This is a genomic window from Actinocatenispora sera (genome assembly GCF_018324685.1).
In the GTDB taxonomy this organism is placed as follows: Bacteria; Actinomycetota; Actinomycetes; order Mycobacteriales; family Micromonosporaceae; genus Actinocatenispora; species Actinocatenispora sera.
In genome coordinates this window covers 6,687,073-6,700,305 of sequence record NZ_AP023354.1, presented here as the reverse complement: position 1 = coordinate 6,700,305, position 13,233 = coordinate 6,687,073, and the positions used below count along the sequence as shown (strand labels likewise).

General features: G+C 73.2%; 15 protein-coding genes. 8 read left to right on the top strand and 7 right to left on the bottom strand.

The features are described 5' to 3' along the window. Positions 1 to 17: 17 nt before the first annotated feature. Both Asera_RS31485 and Asera_RS31480 read right to left on the bottom strand, forming a co-directional pair. Complete coding sequence (locus Asera_RS31485) at positions 18 to 455, bottom strand: PIN domain-containing protein (protein ID WP_030447221.1); 438 nt, start codon at positions 453 to 455, stop codon at positions 18 to 20. Then, entirely contained in the window at positions 452 to 709 is a 258-nt protein-coding gene (locus Asera_RS31480; protein WP_030447220.1) for a ribbon-helix-helix domain-containing protein, read from the bottom strand. Before Asera_RS31480 ends, Asera_RS31485 begins: the two co-directional genes overlap by 4 nt. 127 nt (positions 710 to 836) lie before the next feature. Here Asera_RS31480 and Asera_RS31475 point away from each other — a divergent pair, with 127 nt between their 5' ends. After that, positions 837 to 1,694: an alpha/beta fold hydrolase gene (locus tag Asera_RS31475; RefSeq protein ID WP_051802462.1), complete on the top strand. Its 858-nt coding sequence runs from the start codon at positions 837 to 839 to the stop codon at positions 1,692 to 1,694. 116 nt (positions 1,695 to 1,810) lie between these two features. Further along, positions 1,811 to 2,548, top strand: coding sequence for a hypothetical protein (locus Asera_RS31470; RefSeq protein WP_030447218.1), 738 nt, complete (start codon positions 1,811 to 1,813; stop codon positions 2,546 to 2,548). An 83-nt stretch (positions 2,549 to 2,631) separates the two neighbouring features. Here the strand turns inward: Asera_RS31470 and Asera_RS31465 are convergent, their stop codons facing one another. Next, a complete protein-coding gene (locus tag Asera_RS31465) occupies positions 2,632 to 3,807 on the bottom strand; it encodes a thiolase family protein (RefSeq protein WP_030447217.1) in 1,176 nt (391 codons plus the stop codon). 80 nt (positions 3,808 to 3,887) lie between these two features. Between Asera_RS31465 and Asera_RS31460 the strand changes: the two genes are divergently transcribed. After that, positions 3,888 to 4,526, top strand: a complete 639-nt coding sequence (locus Asera_RS31460) for a winged helix-turn-helix transcriptional regulator (protein ID WP_084131858.1) — start codon at positions 3,888 to 3,890, stop codon at positions 4,524 to 4,526. Positions 4,527 to 4,631: 105 nt separating this feature from the next. On the opposite strand, the gene Asera_RS31455 is transcribed toward Asera_RS31460, so the two are convergent. After that, positions 4,632 to 5,531: an alpha/beta hydrolase gene (locus tag Asera_RS31455; RefSeq protein ID WP_030447215.1), complete on the bottom strand. Its 900-nt coding sequence runs from the start codon at positions 5,529 to 5,531 to the stop codon at positions 4,632 to 4,634. A gap of 65 nt (positions 5,532 to 5,596) precedes the next feature. On the opposite strand from Asera_RS31455, the gene Asera_RS31450 reads away from it, so the two are divergent. Continuing rightward, the gene (locus Asera_RS31450) at positions 5,597 to 6,067 is read left to right on the top strand and encodes a MarR family winged helix-turn-helix transcriptional regulator (RefSeq protein ID WP_030447214.1); all 471 of its coding nucleotides are present in this window, start codon (positions 5,597 to 5,599) and stop codon (positions 6,065 to 6,067) included. A 194-nt stretch (positions 6,068 to 6,261) separates the two neighbouring features. Here the strand turns inward: Asera_RS31450 and Asera_RS31445 are convergent, their stop codons facing one another. Next, entirely contained in the window at positions 6,262 to 7,590 is a 1,329-nt protein-coding gene (locus tag Asera_RS31445) for a 6-phospho-beta-glucosidase (protein ID WP_030447213.1), read from the bottom strand. Between the two features lie 220 nt (positions 7,591 to 7,810). Between Asera_RS31445 and Asera_RS31440 the strand changes: the two genes are divergently transcribed. The 4 genes from Asera_RS31440 to cuyB all read left to right on the top strand — a co-directional run bounded on the left by Asera_RS31440 (position 7,811) and on the right by cuyB (position 11,288). Then, a complete protein-coding gene (locus Asera_RS31440; protein ID WP_030447212.1) occupies positions 7,811 to 8,653 on the top strand; it encodes a DegV family protein in 843 nt (280 codons plus the stop codon). A 249-nt stretch (positions 8,654 to 8,902) separates the two neighbouring features. Beyond that, complete coding sequence (locus Asera_RS31435) at positions 8,903 to 9,574, top strand: class I SAM-dependent methyltransferase (RefSeq protein WP_030447211.1); 672 nt, start codon at positions 8,903 to 8,905, stop codon at positions 9,572 to 9,574. Positions 9,575 to 9,688: 114 nt separating this feature from the next. Beyond that, positions 9,689 to 10,516: a M55 family metallopeptidase gene (locus Asera_RS31430; protein ID WP_030447210.1), complete on the top strand. Its 828-nt coding sequence runs from the start codon at positions 9,689 to 9,691 to the stop codon at positions 10,514 to 10,516. A 31-nt stretch (positions 10,517 to 10,547) separates the two neighbouring features. Then, positions 10,548 to 11,288, top strand: a complete 741-nt coding sequence (gene cuyB, locus Asera_RS31425; RefSeq protein ID WP_035297188.1) for a cysteate racemase — start codon at positions 10,548 to 10,550, stop codon at positions 11,286 to 11,288. An 82-nt stretch (positions 11,289 to 11,370) separates the two neighbouring features. Here cuyB and Asera_RS31420 read toward each other — a convergent pair whose 3' ends face one another. Further along, positions 11,371 to 11,979: a TetR/AcrR family transcriptional regulator gene (locus Asera_RS31420; protein WP_030447208.1), complete on the bottom strand. Its 609-nt coding sequence runs from the start codon at positions 11,977 to 11,979 to the stop codon at positions 11,371 to 11,373. 2 nt (positions 11,980 to 11,981) lie between these two features. Continuing rightward, positions 11,982 to 12,968, bottom strand: a complete 987-nt coding sequence (locus Asera_RS31415; protein WP_030447207.1) for an aldo/keto reductase — start codon at positions 12,966 to 12,968, stop codon at positions 11,982 to 11,984. Positions 12,969 to 13,233: the final 265 nt, after the last annotated feature.

The following is a 13,233-nucleotide window of genomic DNA, read 5'->3' as shown; positions in this document are numbered from 1 at the left end:
CGAGGCAGCTCGCCGAATCAACCGAGGTCAGCAGGCAACACTCGGAAACACGACCAACGGCCCAACGGGCGAATTGCGCGGAAGTCGCGTTGATCGAGGGTCAGCACGGCATCTGTGTCGTACTCCGCAGCAACGGCAACGATGGCCGCGTCCACCAGATCCAAGTTCAGGTTCCGGTAGCGAGCCCGGACGGCCAGCGCGGTGTCGATAAGTTCCGCACTGGTATCGGCGACCGCGAGCCGCTCGGTCCGGATGTGTGCGGTCAACGACCGGAGAACATGGTTGGCCGCGGCGGCGCCGACCCGGCTGGTAACCACCCAGTGGACCTCGGTGAGCGCCAACGCCGTTGTCACCAGCAGCTCAGCACCATCGGCAACCGCAACAGCCTGTTCGTACGCCGGGTCGTCGAGGTTGAACAGCGTGATCAACCCGGACGTATCCGCCGCGACGATCACCGGTTGCGGTCCCGCCTGGTCTCGTACCCATCCACCACGGCGTCCTTGATGTCCTTCTTAGTAAGAGACTTCCCGAGGTGTAACCCCTCGTCGCGAGTCACGAATGGTTCGTCCCAGACCCGCTGGGCGAGTGCCGCCCGGTGAATCGCTTCACGAATGATCTCCGATTCGGACCTTCCAGTGCGCTCCGCGCCCTGTTTGATCACCGCGAGATCGTCCTCGTCGGCGTAGACGTTCGTCCGCTTGAGCCCCATGAACCAATGGTACAGGATATGTACTACATCGACCCTCGGCGCCACGCCGGCCACACGGAGACTGCTCCGCTGAAGGAGCGGCAGGCTGAGTGAACAGAGGGCTTCGTGGTTGTGCCAGGGTGGTGCGGTGTTTGCGGAGAGTGTGGTGCGGGTCGGGGTCGAGCCGGACGTGGAACTGTTCGTCGCGGAGACCGCCGGTCCGGTCGAGCGCACGTTGCTGGTGATCCACGGCGGCCCCGACTGGGACCACTCGTACCTTCGGGAACCCCTGGCGGAATTGGCTGGTGGCCATCGGGTGCTGCTGCCCGACCTGCGGGGCTGCGGGCGGAGCACCCGTGGCCTGCCCGAGCACGAGTACCAGTGGGACGCGGTGGTGCGCGACCTGCTGGCACTGCTGACCGCCAAGAAGGTCGAGACCGCCGACGTACTGGGGTTCTCGACCGGCGGCCGGATCGCCCAACGGCTGGCGCTCGCCGCGCCACACCGGGTGCGCCGGCTGGTCGTGGCCTCCAGCAGCATGCTGCCGGTGCCGCCCGACGCCTTCGCTGGCTGGGCGGAACGCGACCTGCGACAGGCTCAGGGAGCGGAGCTCGGCCCCGACCCGGCCGGGTTCACCGGTCCCGAGCTGGTACGGGCCTGGGCACTCGCCGCGGCACCGGCGAGCGTATGGCGCCGCGAGGTGCTGCCGGAATACCTGCGGCGGCTGGACGCGGTCAGGTTCTCGGCCGAGTGGCTGCGCCCGTGGCAGGCCGGTCGCCTGCCCAACGCGCTACCGGACGACGCCGTCGCCCGTTTCGCGGAACTGGCGCTGCCCGTACTGCTCCTGCACGGCCGTGCGGACATGACCTTCCCGGCATCGCTGGCCGAAACGGCCGCGGAGCAACTCGGCTCGGCGCGTGCCGTCGTGTTGGACGAGGCCGGCCACATGGCCCACGTGGACCAACCAGACCGCTGGCTGTCCGCACTGACCCGGTTCCTGGCCTGACCTCGCCCGCGCGAAGCCGCGCCCTCCAACGGACGGCCCGGGTTTGCGTGTGCGGGGAACCGTGGCCGGCCGGCGTTCGTCGAACCGGCAGTGGTGGCGGCGCGAGGAGGGTTCCGGTGCGTACCAGGCTGTTCGCGGCCGTCGCCGTGCCGGTGGTGCTCGCCGGCGCGGTGGTGGCGACGTTCGCGCTGCGTGCCGGCGAGGCGCACCACCGGGCCGCGCCGCCGGCGGTGCTCGTCTCCACCGGGGATCAGCTGCTGCCGAGCGCGACGCTGACCGACTGGGTCACGTACGCCGATCAGCTGGTGCTCGCCACGGTGGCCCGGGAGCGCCGGCTCGCCCCGACCGGGGAGGAGTCCCAGGCCGGCGAGGGCTTCGTCCCGCGGGTGATCGAGCTGCGGATCGACCGGGTGCTGTGGTCCCGAACCGGCGCGCCCGCGGCACCCGCGTCGTTCGAGACCGACCTCGACGGCTGGCAGTTCCACGGTACGAAACGCACCCCGGTCCGGCTGCGCGGCGAGCCGATGATGTCGGTGGGCCGGCAGTACGTGCTGCCGATCGTGCACCTGGACCGGACGAAGCGGGTCTCGGTCGCCGGCTGGTGCGCGCTGAGCCCGGACTCGATCTTCCCGTACCGGGCCGGCGTTCTCGGCCGGGGAGACGTCATCCCGAGCCTGCGCGCGCAGGGCCGCAGCACGCCGACCGACGCTCGGGGCCCGTTCTACGGCCGGAGCCCGGCCCGGCTGGTCGCCGCCCTGGACGCCACCCGGCCCGATCCCGCCGCGTCCGGCGGGATGACCCTGCCGCCGGACGAACGGTTCCGCCGCGCCACCCGCGCGAGCGCGTCCAACTGAACGCCGCCTGCTCGCCCGCGCGCAACTGCACGAATGCCGCCGGCATGCCGGGTTCAACCGAACGAACGCCGGCGCGCGCGGGATCAGGCGGGGAGGCGTTCGAGGATGGTGGCGTTGGCCTGGCCGCCGGCCTCGCAGATGACCTGGAGGCCGTAGCGGGCACCGCGCTGGTGCAGCGCGTGTACCAGGGTGGCGGTGATGCGGGCGCCGGTCGCGCCGAGCGGGTGGCCGAGCGCGATGGCGCCGCCGTTGACGTTGACCCGGTCGAGATCGGCGCCGGTGCGTGCGGCCCACGCCAGTACCACGGCGGCGAACGCCTCGTTGACCTCGAACAGGTCGATGTCGGCGAGCCGCAGCCCGGCCCGTTGCAGCACCTTCTCGGTGGCGGGCACGATCGCGGTCAGCATGTACAGCGGATCGTCGGCGGCGACGGCCACGCTGTGCACCCGGGCGAGCGGCCGCAGCCCGTACCGGCGGGCGGCCTCCGGTGAGGCCACCAGCACCGCGGCGCTGCCGTCGCTGATCTGGCTGGTGTTGCCGGCGGTCATCTCCCAGCGCAGCTGCGGGAAGCGCGCCGCCATCGCCTCGTCGCGGTACGCCGGGCGCAGCGCGCCGAGCGCCGCCATGCTGGTGTCCAGCCGTACGCCCTCGTCGCGGTCCAGGCCGGCGATCGGGGCGATCTCCGCCTCGAACGCGCCGTCCTTCGTCGCGGCGGCGGCCTTCTGGTGCGAGGCGAGGCTGAACTCGTCCATCTCGGTCCGGCCGATGTCCCACCGGGCCGCGATCAGCTCGGCCGAGATGCCTTGCGGCACGAGCCCTTCCGGGTACCGCTGCGCCAGCGCCGGGCCGAACGGGTTGCTGCCGGGCAGTACCGCGGAGCCCATCGGCACCCGGCCCATCGACTCGACGCCGGCGGCGATCGCCACCTCGTACGCGCCGGCCTGGACGCCCTGCGCGGCGAAGTGCAGCGCCTGCAGGCTGCTGCCGCACTGCCGGTCGACGGTCGTCGCCGGTACGGACTCGGGGAAGCCGGCGGCGAGCACCGCGCTGCGGGTGGGGTTGAGCGCCTGCTCGCCGGCCTGGGTGACGGTGCCGCCCACGACGTCGTCGACCGCTGCCGGGTCCAACCCGGTGCGGTCGACGAGCGCGCGCAGGCTGTGCGCGAGCAGGTCGACGGGATGGACGTCGTGCAGCGCGCCGGTGGGCCGGCCGCGGCCGATCGGGCTGCGTACGGCATCGACGATCAGTGCCTCGGGCATGTGGACTCCCGGGTGAGTTTGGATTCCCAACTCACTGGCACGGTAGCCGCAGTCGGTTTGATATGCAAACCTTGACGGCGATGAGTACCGAGACCACCGACGGCGCCGGGCGGCGCCGGACCACCGACGGCGCCGCCCGGCGCCGGACCGGCGGCCGTGCCGACCGGCGCCGAACCGACCGGGGCGGCGCGGACGTGACCGCCGCGGCGTCCGAGCGGCCGGGCGCGACCGCCCTGCCCGAACGTCGGCCGGCGACCGATCTACCCGGGCGGCCCTGCTCGATCGCCGCCGCGCTGCACGTGGTGGGGGAGCGCTGGGCGCTGCTCGCCATCCGCGAGATCAACCTGGGCAACCGCCGGTTCGGCCAGATCGCCCGCAACACCGGCGCACCGCGCGACGTGCTCACCGCCCGGCTGCGCGGGCTGGAGGCGGCCGGCGTGCTGACCCGCCGCGCGTACCAGGAGCACCCGCCCCGGTTCGAGTACCGGCTCACCGCGGCCGGCCGCGACCTGGTACCGGTGCTCAACGCGCTGCGGATCTGGGGCGACCACTGGCTGGTGGACGAGCCGCCCATGGTGGTCGAGCACGACTGCGGTCACCCGCTGCACGTCGTCGCCCGCTGCGCGCACTGCGGCGAGGACCTCGACCCGTACGACCCGTCCCGCTACCGCCTGCGTTCCCAGGCCGCCGGCTGGACCCCGGCCGGCCCCACCAGCTGACGGCACCGACTCGCCGAGCCTGCCCGTGGACGCGCCGGCGCCGGTCGGCCTTCCGCGTTCGTGTTCGCGCCGTTCCCGGCGGACGGCCCGCCGCGCGATCCGGCGTCAGGCCACGGGCAGGTGCTGGGTGAGGAACAGCGCGGCACGGTCGAGCGCCTGGTCCGCTTCATCGAGGGTCCCGGCGTACGCCGGGAACACGTGCGGGACGCCCGCCGTGACGTCGAGAATCACGTCCACCTCGGCCTCCCGGGCTCGTTCGGCCAGCCGTACCGAGTCGTCGAGGAGCAGTTCGTTCGAGCCGACCTGGAGCAGGATCGGCGGGAACCCGGTCAGGTCCGCGCGTGCCGCCGGGGCCAGCAGCGGCTGGTCCGGGTCCTGCCCGCCGAGGTACAACTCGCGGGTGCGGGCCATGTCGGCTTGGGTGAAGAACGGGTCGGCCCCCTCCTTGGTACGCATCGTCGCGCCGCTGCGGGTGTGGTCGAGTCCTGGTGAGAACGCCACGATCGTCGCGGGCATCGGCAGTGCGGCGTCGCGGGCGGCGAGGCACGTCGTCACCGCAAGACCGCCGCCGGCCGAGTCGCCGACGAGGGCGATCGAGGCGGGGTCGACCTCGGCGAGCAGCTCCCGGTATGCGGCCAGGCAGTCCTCGATGCCGGCCGGGAACGGGTGTTCGGGGGCGAGCCGGTAGTCCAGCGAGACGGCCCGGACACCGGTGCGCCGGACCAGGTGGGCGGTGAGCGCCAGCGACGTCGTCGGCGATCCGAGCGAGAACGAGCCGCCGTGGAAGTACAGGATCGTGCCGGGCCGCGGTTCGGTCGCCGGCTCGACCAGCACCGCGGGCCGCCCGCCCAGCTCGGCCGGCGCTCGCCGCACGTCGGTGGGCACCGGGAACGACGCCATGAAGGCGGCGAAGCCGGCCCTACGTTGCGCGATCGATGCGGTCGGTGGCGGCGGTGTCGCCGTTCGCAGCCTCGCGTCGAGTGTCTGTCGCTGTGCCCTGCTCATCTGTTCTCCCGGTCCGCTGGCCGACCCAGTTATATGCCGTGGCATGTACCGGTAGAATGTATGCCATGGCATCCACATCGGCAAACGTGCGGCTCGCCGGATTCTTCGACGACCTGGTCCGGTGCGAGACGCGGCTGTACAACGCGGTCGGCGAATGCCTCCGCGCCGAGCACGGCATCCACACCGCCCAGTTCGAACTGCTCCGGTACGTCCGTGGCCATCCGGGCGCGCGCGTCGTCGAGGTCGCGACGAACTTCGCCGCCGGGGTCGGCGCCATCAGCAAGGGCGTCGACCGGCTCGAGGCGCGCGGTTGGGTTGCCCGGCACCCGAACCCGGCGGACGGGCGCTCGTCGCTGATCTCGCTCACCCGCGCCGGCGCGACCCTGGTCGCCGCGGCCGAACGCACCTTCCACGACACCCTCGCCGCGCTCGTGGTCCCGGTCGTCGGTGCCGAGCAGATCGCCGAGACGGCTGCCGCCCTCGCCACCCTCCGCCGCGCACTCGAAGACGACCGGGCCGGTCTCCCTGTCGGCTGACCGGCCCGCAGCCGTCGTCCCGGCCCGTCCGACGCCACGTCGGCCATGCGACCGTGCCGGAGTGTCTCGGTCACGGGGCCAGCGCGCGGGACGGGCATGCGGCCGGGTCGGTCGCGGGGGCGGCCGGCGCGTCGGGGTCGGGCATGGGGCGGGGGGCGTCGGGGACGACACGTCACCGCAGCATCGGTGCGCGGTCAGCGGAGGACGGCGGCGAGCTCCGGGATCGCGGCACGGTAGGCGGTGAGCAGCCGCCGGGCGGTACCGACCGAGTCGACGAGCGGATGCAACGCGAGCGCGGTGACGGCGGTGGCCGCGCTGCCGGACACGGCGGCCTCGATGGTGGCCCGCTCGACCGCCTTGACCGCCGCGACCAGGCCGAGCTGGTGGGTACTCAGCGGCGTGACCGCGAGCGGCCGGGCGCCCGAGCCGTCCACCGTGCAGGACACCTCGATCACCGCGTCGGCCGGCAGCGTCGGCAGGGTGGACCCGTTGCGTACGTTGAGGATCAGCGTCGTGGGTGCACCGTGCCGCAATGCGGCGAGCAGCGCCAGCGCGACCGCCTCGTAGCCGCCTTCGTCCACATCGGACTGATCCCGGTCGCTGTCGCGCGCCTCCGCCAGGTAGGTGGCGTCGCGTTCGGCCCGGGTACGGTCCCACAGCGCCAGCGCCCGCCCGGGGTCGGCCGCCGCGGCGCGGTAGAACGCCTGCTGCTGCCGGGCCACGAACTCGCCGCGGGTCTCACCGGCACCCATCGCGGTGATCGCCTCGGCGGTGAAGTAGTAGTAGTACAGGTACTCGTTGGGCAGCGCGCCGATCGCCCGGATCCAGTCCGCGCCGAACAGCCTGCCCTCCTCGAAACCGGCCAGCGCGACGTCGTCGGCGAGCAGTTCGGGCAGCAGGTCACGGCCCTGCGCCCGGACGGCGCGCAGCCAGCCGAGGTGGTTGAGGCCGGCGTAGTCGAACGCGACCCGGGTTGGCTCGACCGACAGCGCCCGGGCGGCGCGCCGGCACAGCCCGGCCGGCGAGTCGCACACCCCGATCGCCCGGTCGCCGAGGATGCGCTGCATCGCCTCGGTGACCATCCCGGCCGGGTTGGTGAAGTTGACCACCCAGGCCCGCGGGCACAGCTCGGCGATCAGCTCGGCGACGCGCATCGCCACCGGGACGGTGCGCAGCCCGTACGCGATGCCGCCCGGACCGGTGGTCTCCTGGCCGAGCAGTCCGGCGTCCAGCGCGATCCGTTCGTCCGCGGCGCGGCCGGCCAGGCCGCCGACCCGCATCGCGCAGAACACCACGTCCGCGCCGGCGAGCGCGTCGGTGAGCTCGGCGGAGATCCGTACCCTGGGTGCGTCCGGGACGCCGTCGGCGAGTTGCCGCAGCACCTGGCCGATCGCGGCCAGCCGCGGCTCGTCCACGTCGTACAGGACGACCTCGGTGACGCGCGGTTCGGCCCGGTCGGCGAGCAGCGCTCGGTACACCAGCGGGACCCGGAACCCGCCGCCGCCCAGGATCGTCAACCGCACCGACCGCACCCCCACGCCTGAACTCGGAACCGCCCTCGGGGCCCGTTGCGAGCACGCCGAGACCGACCCTAGCGTGGTCGGCAGCGCGACACCTGTCGCGCGCTCAGGAGTGTCCGAGCAGGTCAGCGGACAGTCTGCGGACCGGAGGCGGCTACTCACAGTGAGTTGCCTCGAGCGACGCCGATTGGATTTGCACCATTTACTCGCTAATCTGCGGGCCATGAGCCAGCGCCTCGCGATCGTCACCGACTCCACCGCGTCGCTGCCCGCGCAGCTCGCCGCGCGACTCGGCATTCGGGTGGTGCCGCTGCAGGTCAAGATCGGTGACCGGATCACCAACGAGGACCAACTCGACCGGGCCGAACTGTTCGCCGCGCTGCGCGCGGACGTACCGGTGGCCACCGCCGAGCCGTCGTCGTCGGCGTTCTTCTGGGCGTACCAGGAGGCGGCCGACGCGGGCGCCACGGCGATCATCTCGATCCACATCTCCGGCCGGCTGTCGCAGACCTGCGCCGCGGCGCAGTCCGCCGCCGACCGGTGCGGGGTGCCGGTACGGGTGGTCGACTCGCAGACGACCGGCATGAGCCTCGGCTTCGCGGTACTGGCCGCCGCCCGGGCCGCCGCGGCCGGCCGGGCGCCCGGCGACGTGCTCGCGCTCGCCGCCGCGCAGCGCGGGCACATCAACCAGCTCGTCTACGTCGACACCCTGGAGTACCTGCGCCGCGGCGGTCGGATCGGCCCGGCCGCGGCGTTTCTCGGTACCGCGCTGTCGATCAAGCCGCTGCTCGGCGTCGACGGCGGCCAGATCGTTCCGGTGACCCGGGTGCGCGGCACGCGTCGGGCGCTGTCGCAGCTGGTCGACCTGGCCGGCCGCGGTGTCGACGGCGACCGCCTGCAGGCGGCGGTGGAACACATCGACGCGCCGGACCGCGCCGCCGACACGGCCCGGCTGCTGGCCAAGCGGTTCCCCGCGCTGCCGGAGCCCATCGTGACGCCGTCCTCGGCCACCCTCGCCGTCCACCTCGGCCCCGGCGCCGTCGGCCTCGCCCTGTCCCCCGGCTGAGCCGGGGCGGTCTCAGTAGTACGGCGTGACCTGCCGGCGACCAGGTCGTGCTCGACTTGGCCGACGTCCGGCGTCGCTCGCCCCCGTCACGCTGACTGTCACGGACGAGCCGTGGGAAAGGTTGGCGGCGAAACGGGATCCATTCCACGAATGTGCCGCCGATGTCAACATGACCTGTTGTCGTGATGTGATCACTATTTGAATTTCTGCGGTGTTCACCATCTGAATCGATCTTTGTAGCCTTGTGGGGTGTTTGACCGCGACTGGTTCACCTGGCACGAGCTCTACGACACCCCCAACTCCAAGTTGGCCCGCCGCCTCGCCGCGGTGCGCGAGCAGATCGCCGCGGCGCTCGACGACGCACCACCGGGTCCGCTCCGGGCGATCAGCCTGTGTGCCGGTCAGGGTCGTGACCTGATCGGCGCGCTGGCGGGTCATCCGCGCGCCGCGGACGTGCACGCCCGGCTGGTCGAGCTGGACGAGCGCAACGTCGTCGCGGCTCGTGCCGCGGCCGAACGCGCCGGCCTGCCCGGCGTCGAGGTGATCGCCGGTGATGCGGCCGACGCCACCCACTACCTCCCCTCGGTACCGGCCGATCTCGTGCTGCTCTGCGGGATCCTGGGCAACCTGACGCTGCCCGGCGTCGCCCGGCTGGTCGAGCACTGCACGCAGCTGTGCGGTACCGGCGGTTCGGTGGTCTGGACCCGGCACCGGGAGGTGCCCGACCCGGTGCCGTGGATCTGCGACCGGTTCGACGAGAACGGCTTCGAGCGCGCGTACCTGTCGGAAGCGACGGTCGACCACGGCGTCGGACGGCACCGCTTCCTCAAGGACCCGCAGCCGCTGTCGCCCGGTACCAGCCTGTTCAGATTCGTCGGGCACGACCGCCTGATCAACGGCGCCGCCCCCTGGTGGACCTGATCCCGACGCGTTGATCAAGGGATCCGTGCGCGTTCACCGTGGACGATGTGCGCCGATCCCTTGATCAACGGAGGCTCGGCGGGGGTCGTACGGCGGGGCCGTAGAGTCGGCCGCATGCGGATCCTCGTCTCGGCCGACATGGAGGGGGCCACCGGCACGGTGCTGCCCGACGACGTGATCGCCGGCACCGACCGGTACGAGCGGGCGCTGCGGCTGATGCTCGGCGACGTGAATGCGGCCGTCGCCGGGTTCGCCGCGGCCGGCGCGGACGAGATCGTCGTCAACGACTCGCACTGCAGCATGGCCAACCTCCCGCTGGCCGAACTGGACCCGCGCGCAGAGTTGGTGATCGGCCGGCACAAGCCGCTCGGCATGATGGAGCTGATCGACACCGGCGTGGACGCGGTCGCGATGGTCGGCTACCACATGGGCGCCGGACGGCCCGGCGTGCTCGCGCACACCTGCCTGTCGCACACCACCCTGGACGTCCGGGTGGACGGCCGGCAGGTCGACGAGGGCGGCTTCAACGCCCTGGTCGCCGCCGAGGCGGGGGTACCGGTCGTGCTGGTCACCGGCGACGACGTGCTGTGCGCCGCGTCGCGTCAGTGGGCGCCCCGAGCCCGTACGGTCACGGTCAAGCGGGCGCTGTCCCGGCACAGCGCGATCTGCCGGCCGCCGGCCGCGACCGCCGCCGACATCACCGCGGCGGCGCGGCAGGCGGCGGCACTCGCCGGCGCCGGGCCGGCCGCGCCGGCACCGCACACCGTCGAAGTCGACGTCGACTACCCGTACCTCGCCGTGCGCGCCAGCTCGATCCCCGGCGTGCGGGCGATCGCCGAACGCACCGTCGCGTTCGACGCACCCGACGCGGCGAGCGCGCTGCGTACCTTCGGGATCGTGGTCGGCGTGCTGTCGTCCGGCCGGGAACGAGACTGGACGTGACCCCGGTACCCGTCGTCGTAGGAGGTTGGGCATGACGCTGTCGCCACCAGTGGTCGGGATCCTCGGCGGGATGGGCCCCGCCGCCACGGTCGACTTCTACCGCAAGCTGGTCGCCGCCACCCCGGCCGCGACCGACCAGGAACACCTGCCCGTGGTGATCTGGTCCGACCCGCGGGTACCGGACCGGACCGCGGCGCTGGTCGGCGACGGCGAGGACCCGACGCCGGTGCTGCGGGCCGGGGTCGCCGGCCTCGCCGCGGCCGGGGTGCGGCTGCTCGCGGTGGCCTGCAACACCGCGCACGCGTTCGTCCCGCCGCTGGCCGCCGCGGCCGGCCTGGAGCTGATCAGCATCATCGACGTCACCGCGCAGCGGCTGGCCGCGACGCTGCCGGCCGGTGCGACCGTCGGTCTGCTCGCCACCGAGGGCACCGTGGCGTCCCGGCTCTACCACGATGCGTGCGCCGCGGTCGGCCTGACCGTGCTGGTACCGGAACCGGCGGAGCAGGCCCGGGTCACGGCCGCGATCGCCGCGGTCAAGGCCGGTACCGCGGACGCGACCGGCGCCGCCGCCCTGGCCGAGGTGCTCGGCACGCTGCGCGACGCCGGCGCCGAGGCCGCGATCGCCGGGTGCACCGAGATCGTGCTCGCGCTCGCCGCCGGCACCGACGCCGACCCGGTCCTGCCGGTGGTGGACCCGGCGGACCTGCTCGCGCACGAGGTGGTCCGCCGCGCCCGCGAGCTGCGCCCCGACCCGGCCGACGCCGCGTCCTGACCCCCTCCGCCACTCGCCCCTGCGGCGAGCCCCGCCGGCCCCGATGGGAACCGGCCGCCGGCCGCCGCCAGCGCGGTGCTGGTCAGCGTTCGTGCCGGTCGGTACCGTCCCGGTCGGCGGACAGGCCGACGAGGATCAGGTCGCACACCGCGTCGAGCCGTTCCTCGGTACCGGGATCGGACCAGGTCGCCGCGTGGCTCGGGTGGTGGAACGCCAGCGTCGCGGTGAAGATCGCCCGTGCCGTGCCGGCCGGTTCGACCGGCCGGAAGCTGCCGTCGCGCACGCCGGCCCGGACGATCGCGGCGATGTCGGCGACCAGGCCGTCGAGAGTGGCGGTCAGCGCGTCCTGCCACTCGGCGGCCAGCCGCTGGTACGCGGCGAACAGCTCCGGATCGTCCAGCACCTTGTGCCGCTTGGTCGCGAGCAGCGTGTGCAGCCAGGTACGCAGCCGGGTCGGCGGGTCCTCGGTCGAGTCGCGCAGCGCGGTGACCGGGGCGTGCACCCGGGTGAGCCACCGCCGTGCCACCGCGGCCCGCAGCTCGGCCTTGCTTCGTACGTGCCGGTAGACGCTCGCGTGGCTGACGCCGAGCGCCCGCGCCACGTCGACCACCGTCGCCTTGTCCGGCCCGTACCGGCGGAGCACGTCCTCGGCGGCGGCGAGGATCTGCTCCCGGGTGAGCGGCCCGGCCATGCTCAGATCAGCTCCGGGGTGCGGCCGGCCGGGTACCGGTCGCCGGCGGCGGCGTCGGCCGGGACCGCGGCGTCGATCGCGGCCAGCGTCTCGTCGTCGAGGTCGAGCTCGGCGGCGCCGGTGGCCTCGGGGATCCGGTCCACCCGCCGGGCACCCACCAGCGGGACGACGTCGTCGCCGCGCGCGGCCACCCAGGCGGTCGCGAGCTGCGGCACGGTGCAGCCGAGCCGCGCCGCGATCGTGCGCAGCGCCTCGACCAGGGCCAGGTTGTGCGCCAGGTTGTCGCCCTGGAACCGGCTGGTGTGCCCGCGCATGTCGTTCGCCGGCAGCGCCTGGTCGGCACGCCAGCGTCCGGACAGCAGGCCGCGGGAGAGCACGCCGTACGCGGTGATGCCGACGCCCAGCTCGCGGCAGGTCGGCAGGATCTGCTCCTCGATGCCGCGAAACAGCAGCGAGTACTCGATCTGCAGGTCAGCGATCGGGTGCACGGCGGCGGCGCGGCGCAGCGTGGCCGGCCCGACCTCGGAGAGCCCGATGTGTCGCACGTATCCGGCGTCGACCAGCTCGGCGATCGCGCCGATGGTGTCCTCGATCGGTACCGCCGGGTCGAGCCGCGCGGGCCGGTAGATGTCGACGTGGTCGGTGCCGAGCCGCTGCAGCGAGTAGGCCAGCGCCGTCTTGACGGCGGCGGGCCGGCCGTCGAAGCCCAGCCAGGCGCCGTCCGGGCCGCGCTGGGCGCCGAACTTCACGCTGAGCGTCGCCGCGTCGCGGCGGCCGCCGCGCAACGCCTCGCGCAGCAGCAGCTCGTTGTGCCCCATGCCGTAGAAGTCGCCGGTGTCCAGCAGCGTGATGCCGGCATCGAGCGCGGCGTGCACGGTGCGGACGCTCTCGGCGTCGTCGGCCGGCCCGTACGTGCCGGACATGCCCATGCAGCCGAGGCCGATCGCGGAGACCGACGGTCCGTGTGCGCCGAGTCGACGAAGTCGCATCCGAATCCTCCAGGTGGTGTGACGGTCGAGAGTCATCCTGCACCCGAAGGCTGACAGATTTCAAATTTTGTCATCCGTCACATGGCTCCGGCCATGATCTCGCCCAGGGGCACCTTTCCGCTAGCGGCGCGTGAGAAATGCAAGAGCAGGGCAAACTCCCTCGTCTCCGGCACAGATGTCGACGCTTTGGTGATCCGCTCGTTACCGGTCGCTGATGTGCCGCTTCTAGCGTGCGAAGACAAGCCCGATTGGGGCGGGTGGAGCG

What these genes read in the sequence shown, in the direction of transcription:
- Asera_RS31430 (WP_030447210.1), top strand. Translation starts at nt 9,689, where the DNA reads ATGCGGATCCTCGTCTCGGCCGACATGGAGGGGGCCACCGGCACGGTG.
- Asera_RS31480 (WP_030447220.1), bottom strand. Translation starts at nt 709, where the DNA reads ATGGGGCTCAAGCGGACGAACGTCTACGCCGACGAGGACGATCTCGCG.
- Asera_RS31440 (WP_030447212.1), top strand. Translation starts at nt 7,811, where the DNA reads ATGAGCCAGCGCCTCGCGATCGTCACCGACTCCACCGCGTCGCTGCCC.
- Asera_RS31460 (WP_084131858.1), top strand. Translation starts at nt 3,888, where the DNA reads ATGAGTACCGAGACCACCGACGGCGCCGGGCGGCGCCGGACCACCGAC.
- Asera_RS31415 (WP_030447207.1), bottom strand. Translation starts at nt 12,968, where the DNA reads ATGCGACTTCGTCGACTCGGCGCACACGGACCGTCGGTCTCCGCGATC.
- cuyB (WP_035297188.1), top strand. Translation starts at nt 10,548, where the DNA reads ATGACGCTGTCGCCACCAGTGGTCGGGATCCTCGGCGGGATGGGCCCC.
- Asera_RS31420 (WP_030447208.1), bottom strand. Translation starts at nt 11,979, where the DNA reads ATGGCCGGGCCGCTCACCCGGGAGCAGATCCTCGCCGCCGCCGAGGAC.
- Asera_RS31455 (WP_030447215.1), bottom strand. Translation starts at nt 5,531, where the DNA reads ATGAGCAGGGCACAGCGACAGACACTCGACGCGAGGCTGCGAACGGCG.
- Asera_RS31450 (WP_030447214.1), top strand. Translation starts at nt 5,597, where the DNA reads ATGGCATCCACATCGGCAAACGTGCGGCTCGCCGGATTCTTCGACGAC.
- Asera_RS31465 (WP_030447217.1), bottom strand. Translation starts at nt 3,807, where the DNA reads ATGCCCGAGGCACTGATCGTCGATGCCGTACGCAGCCCGATCGGCCGC.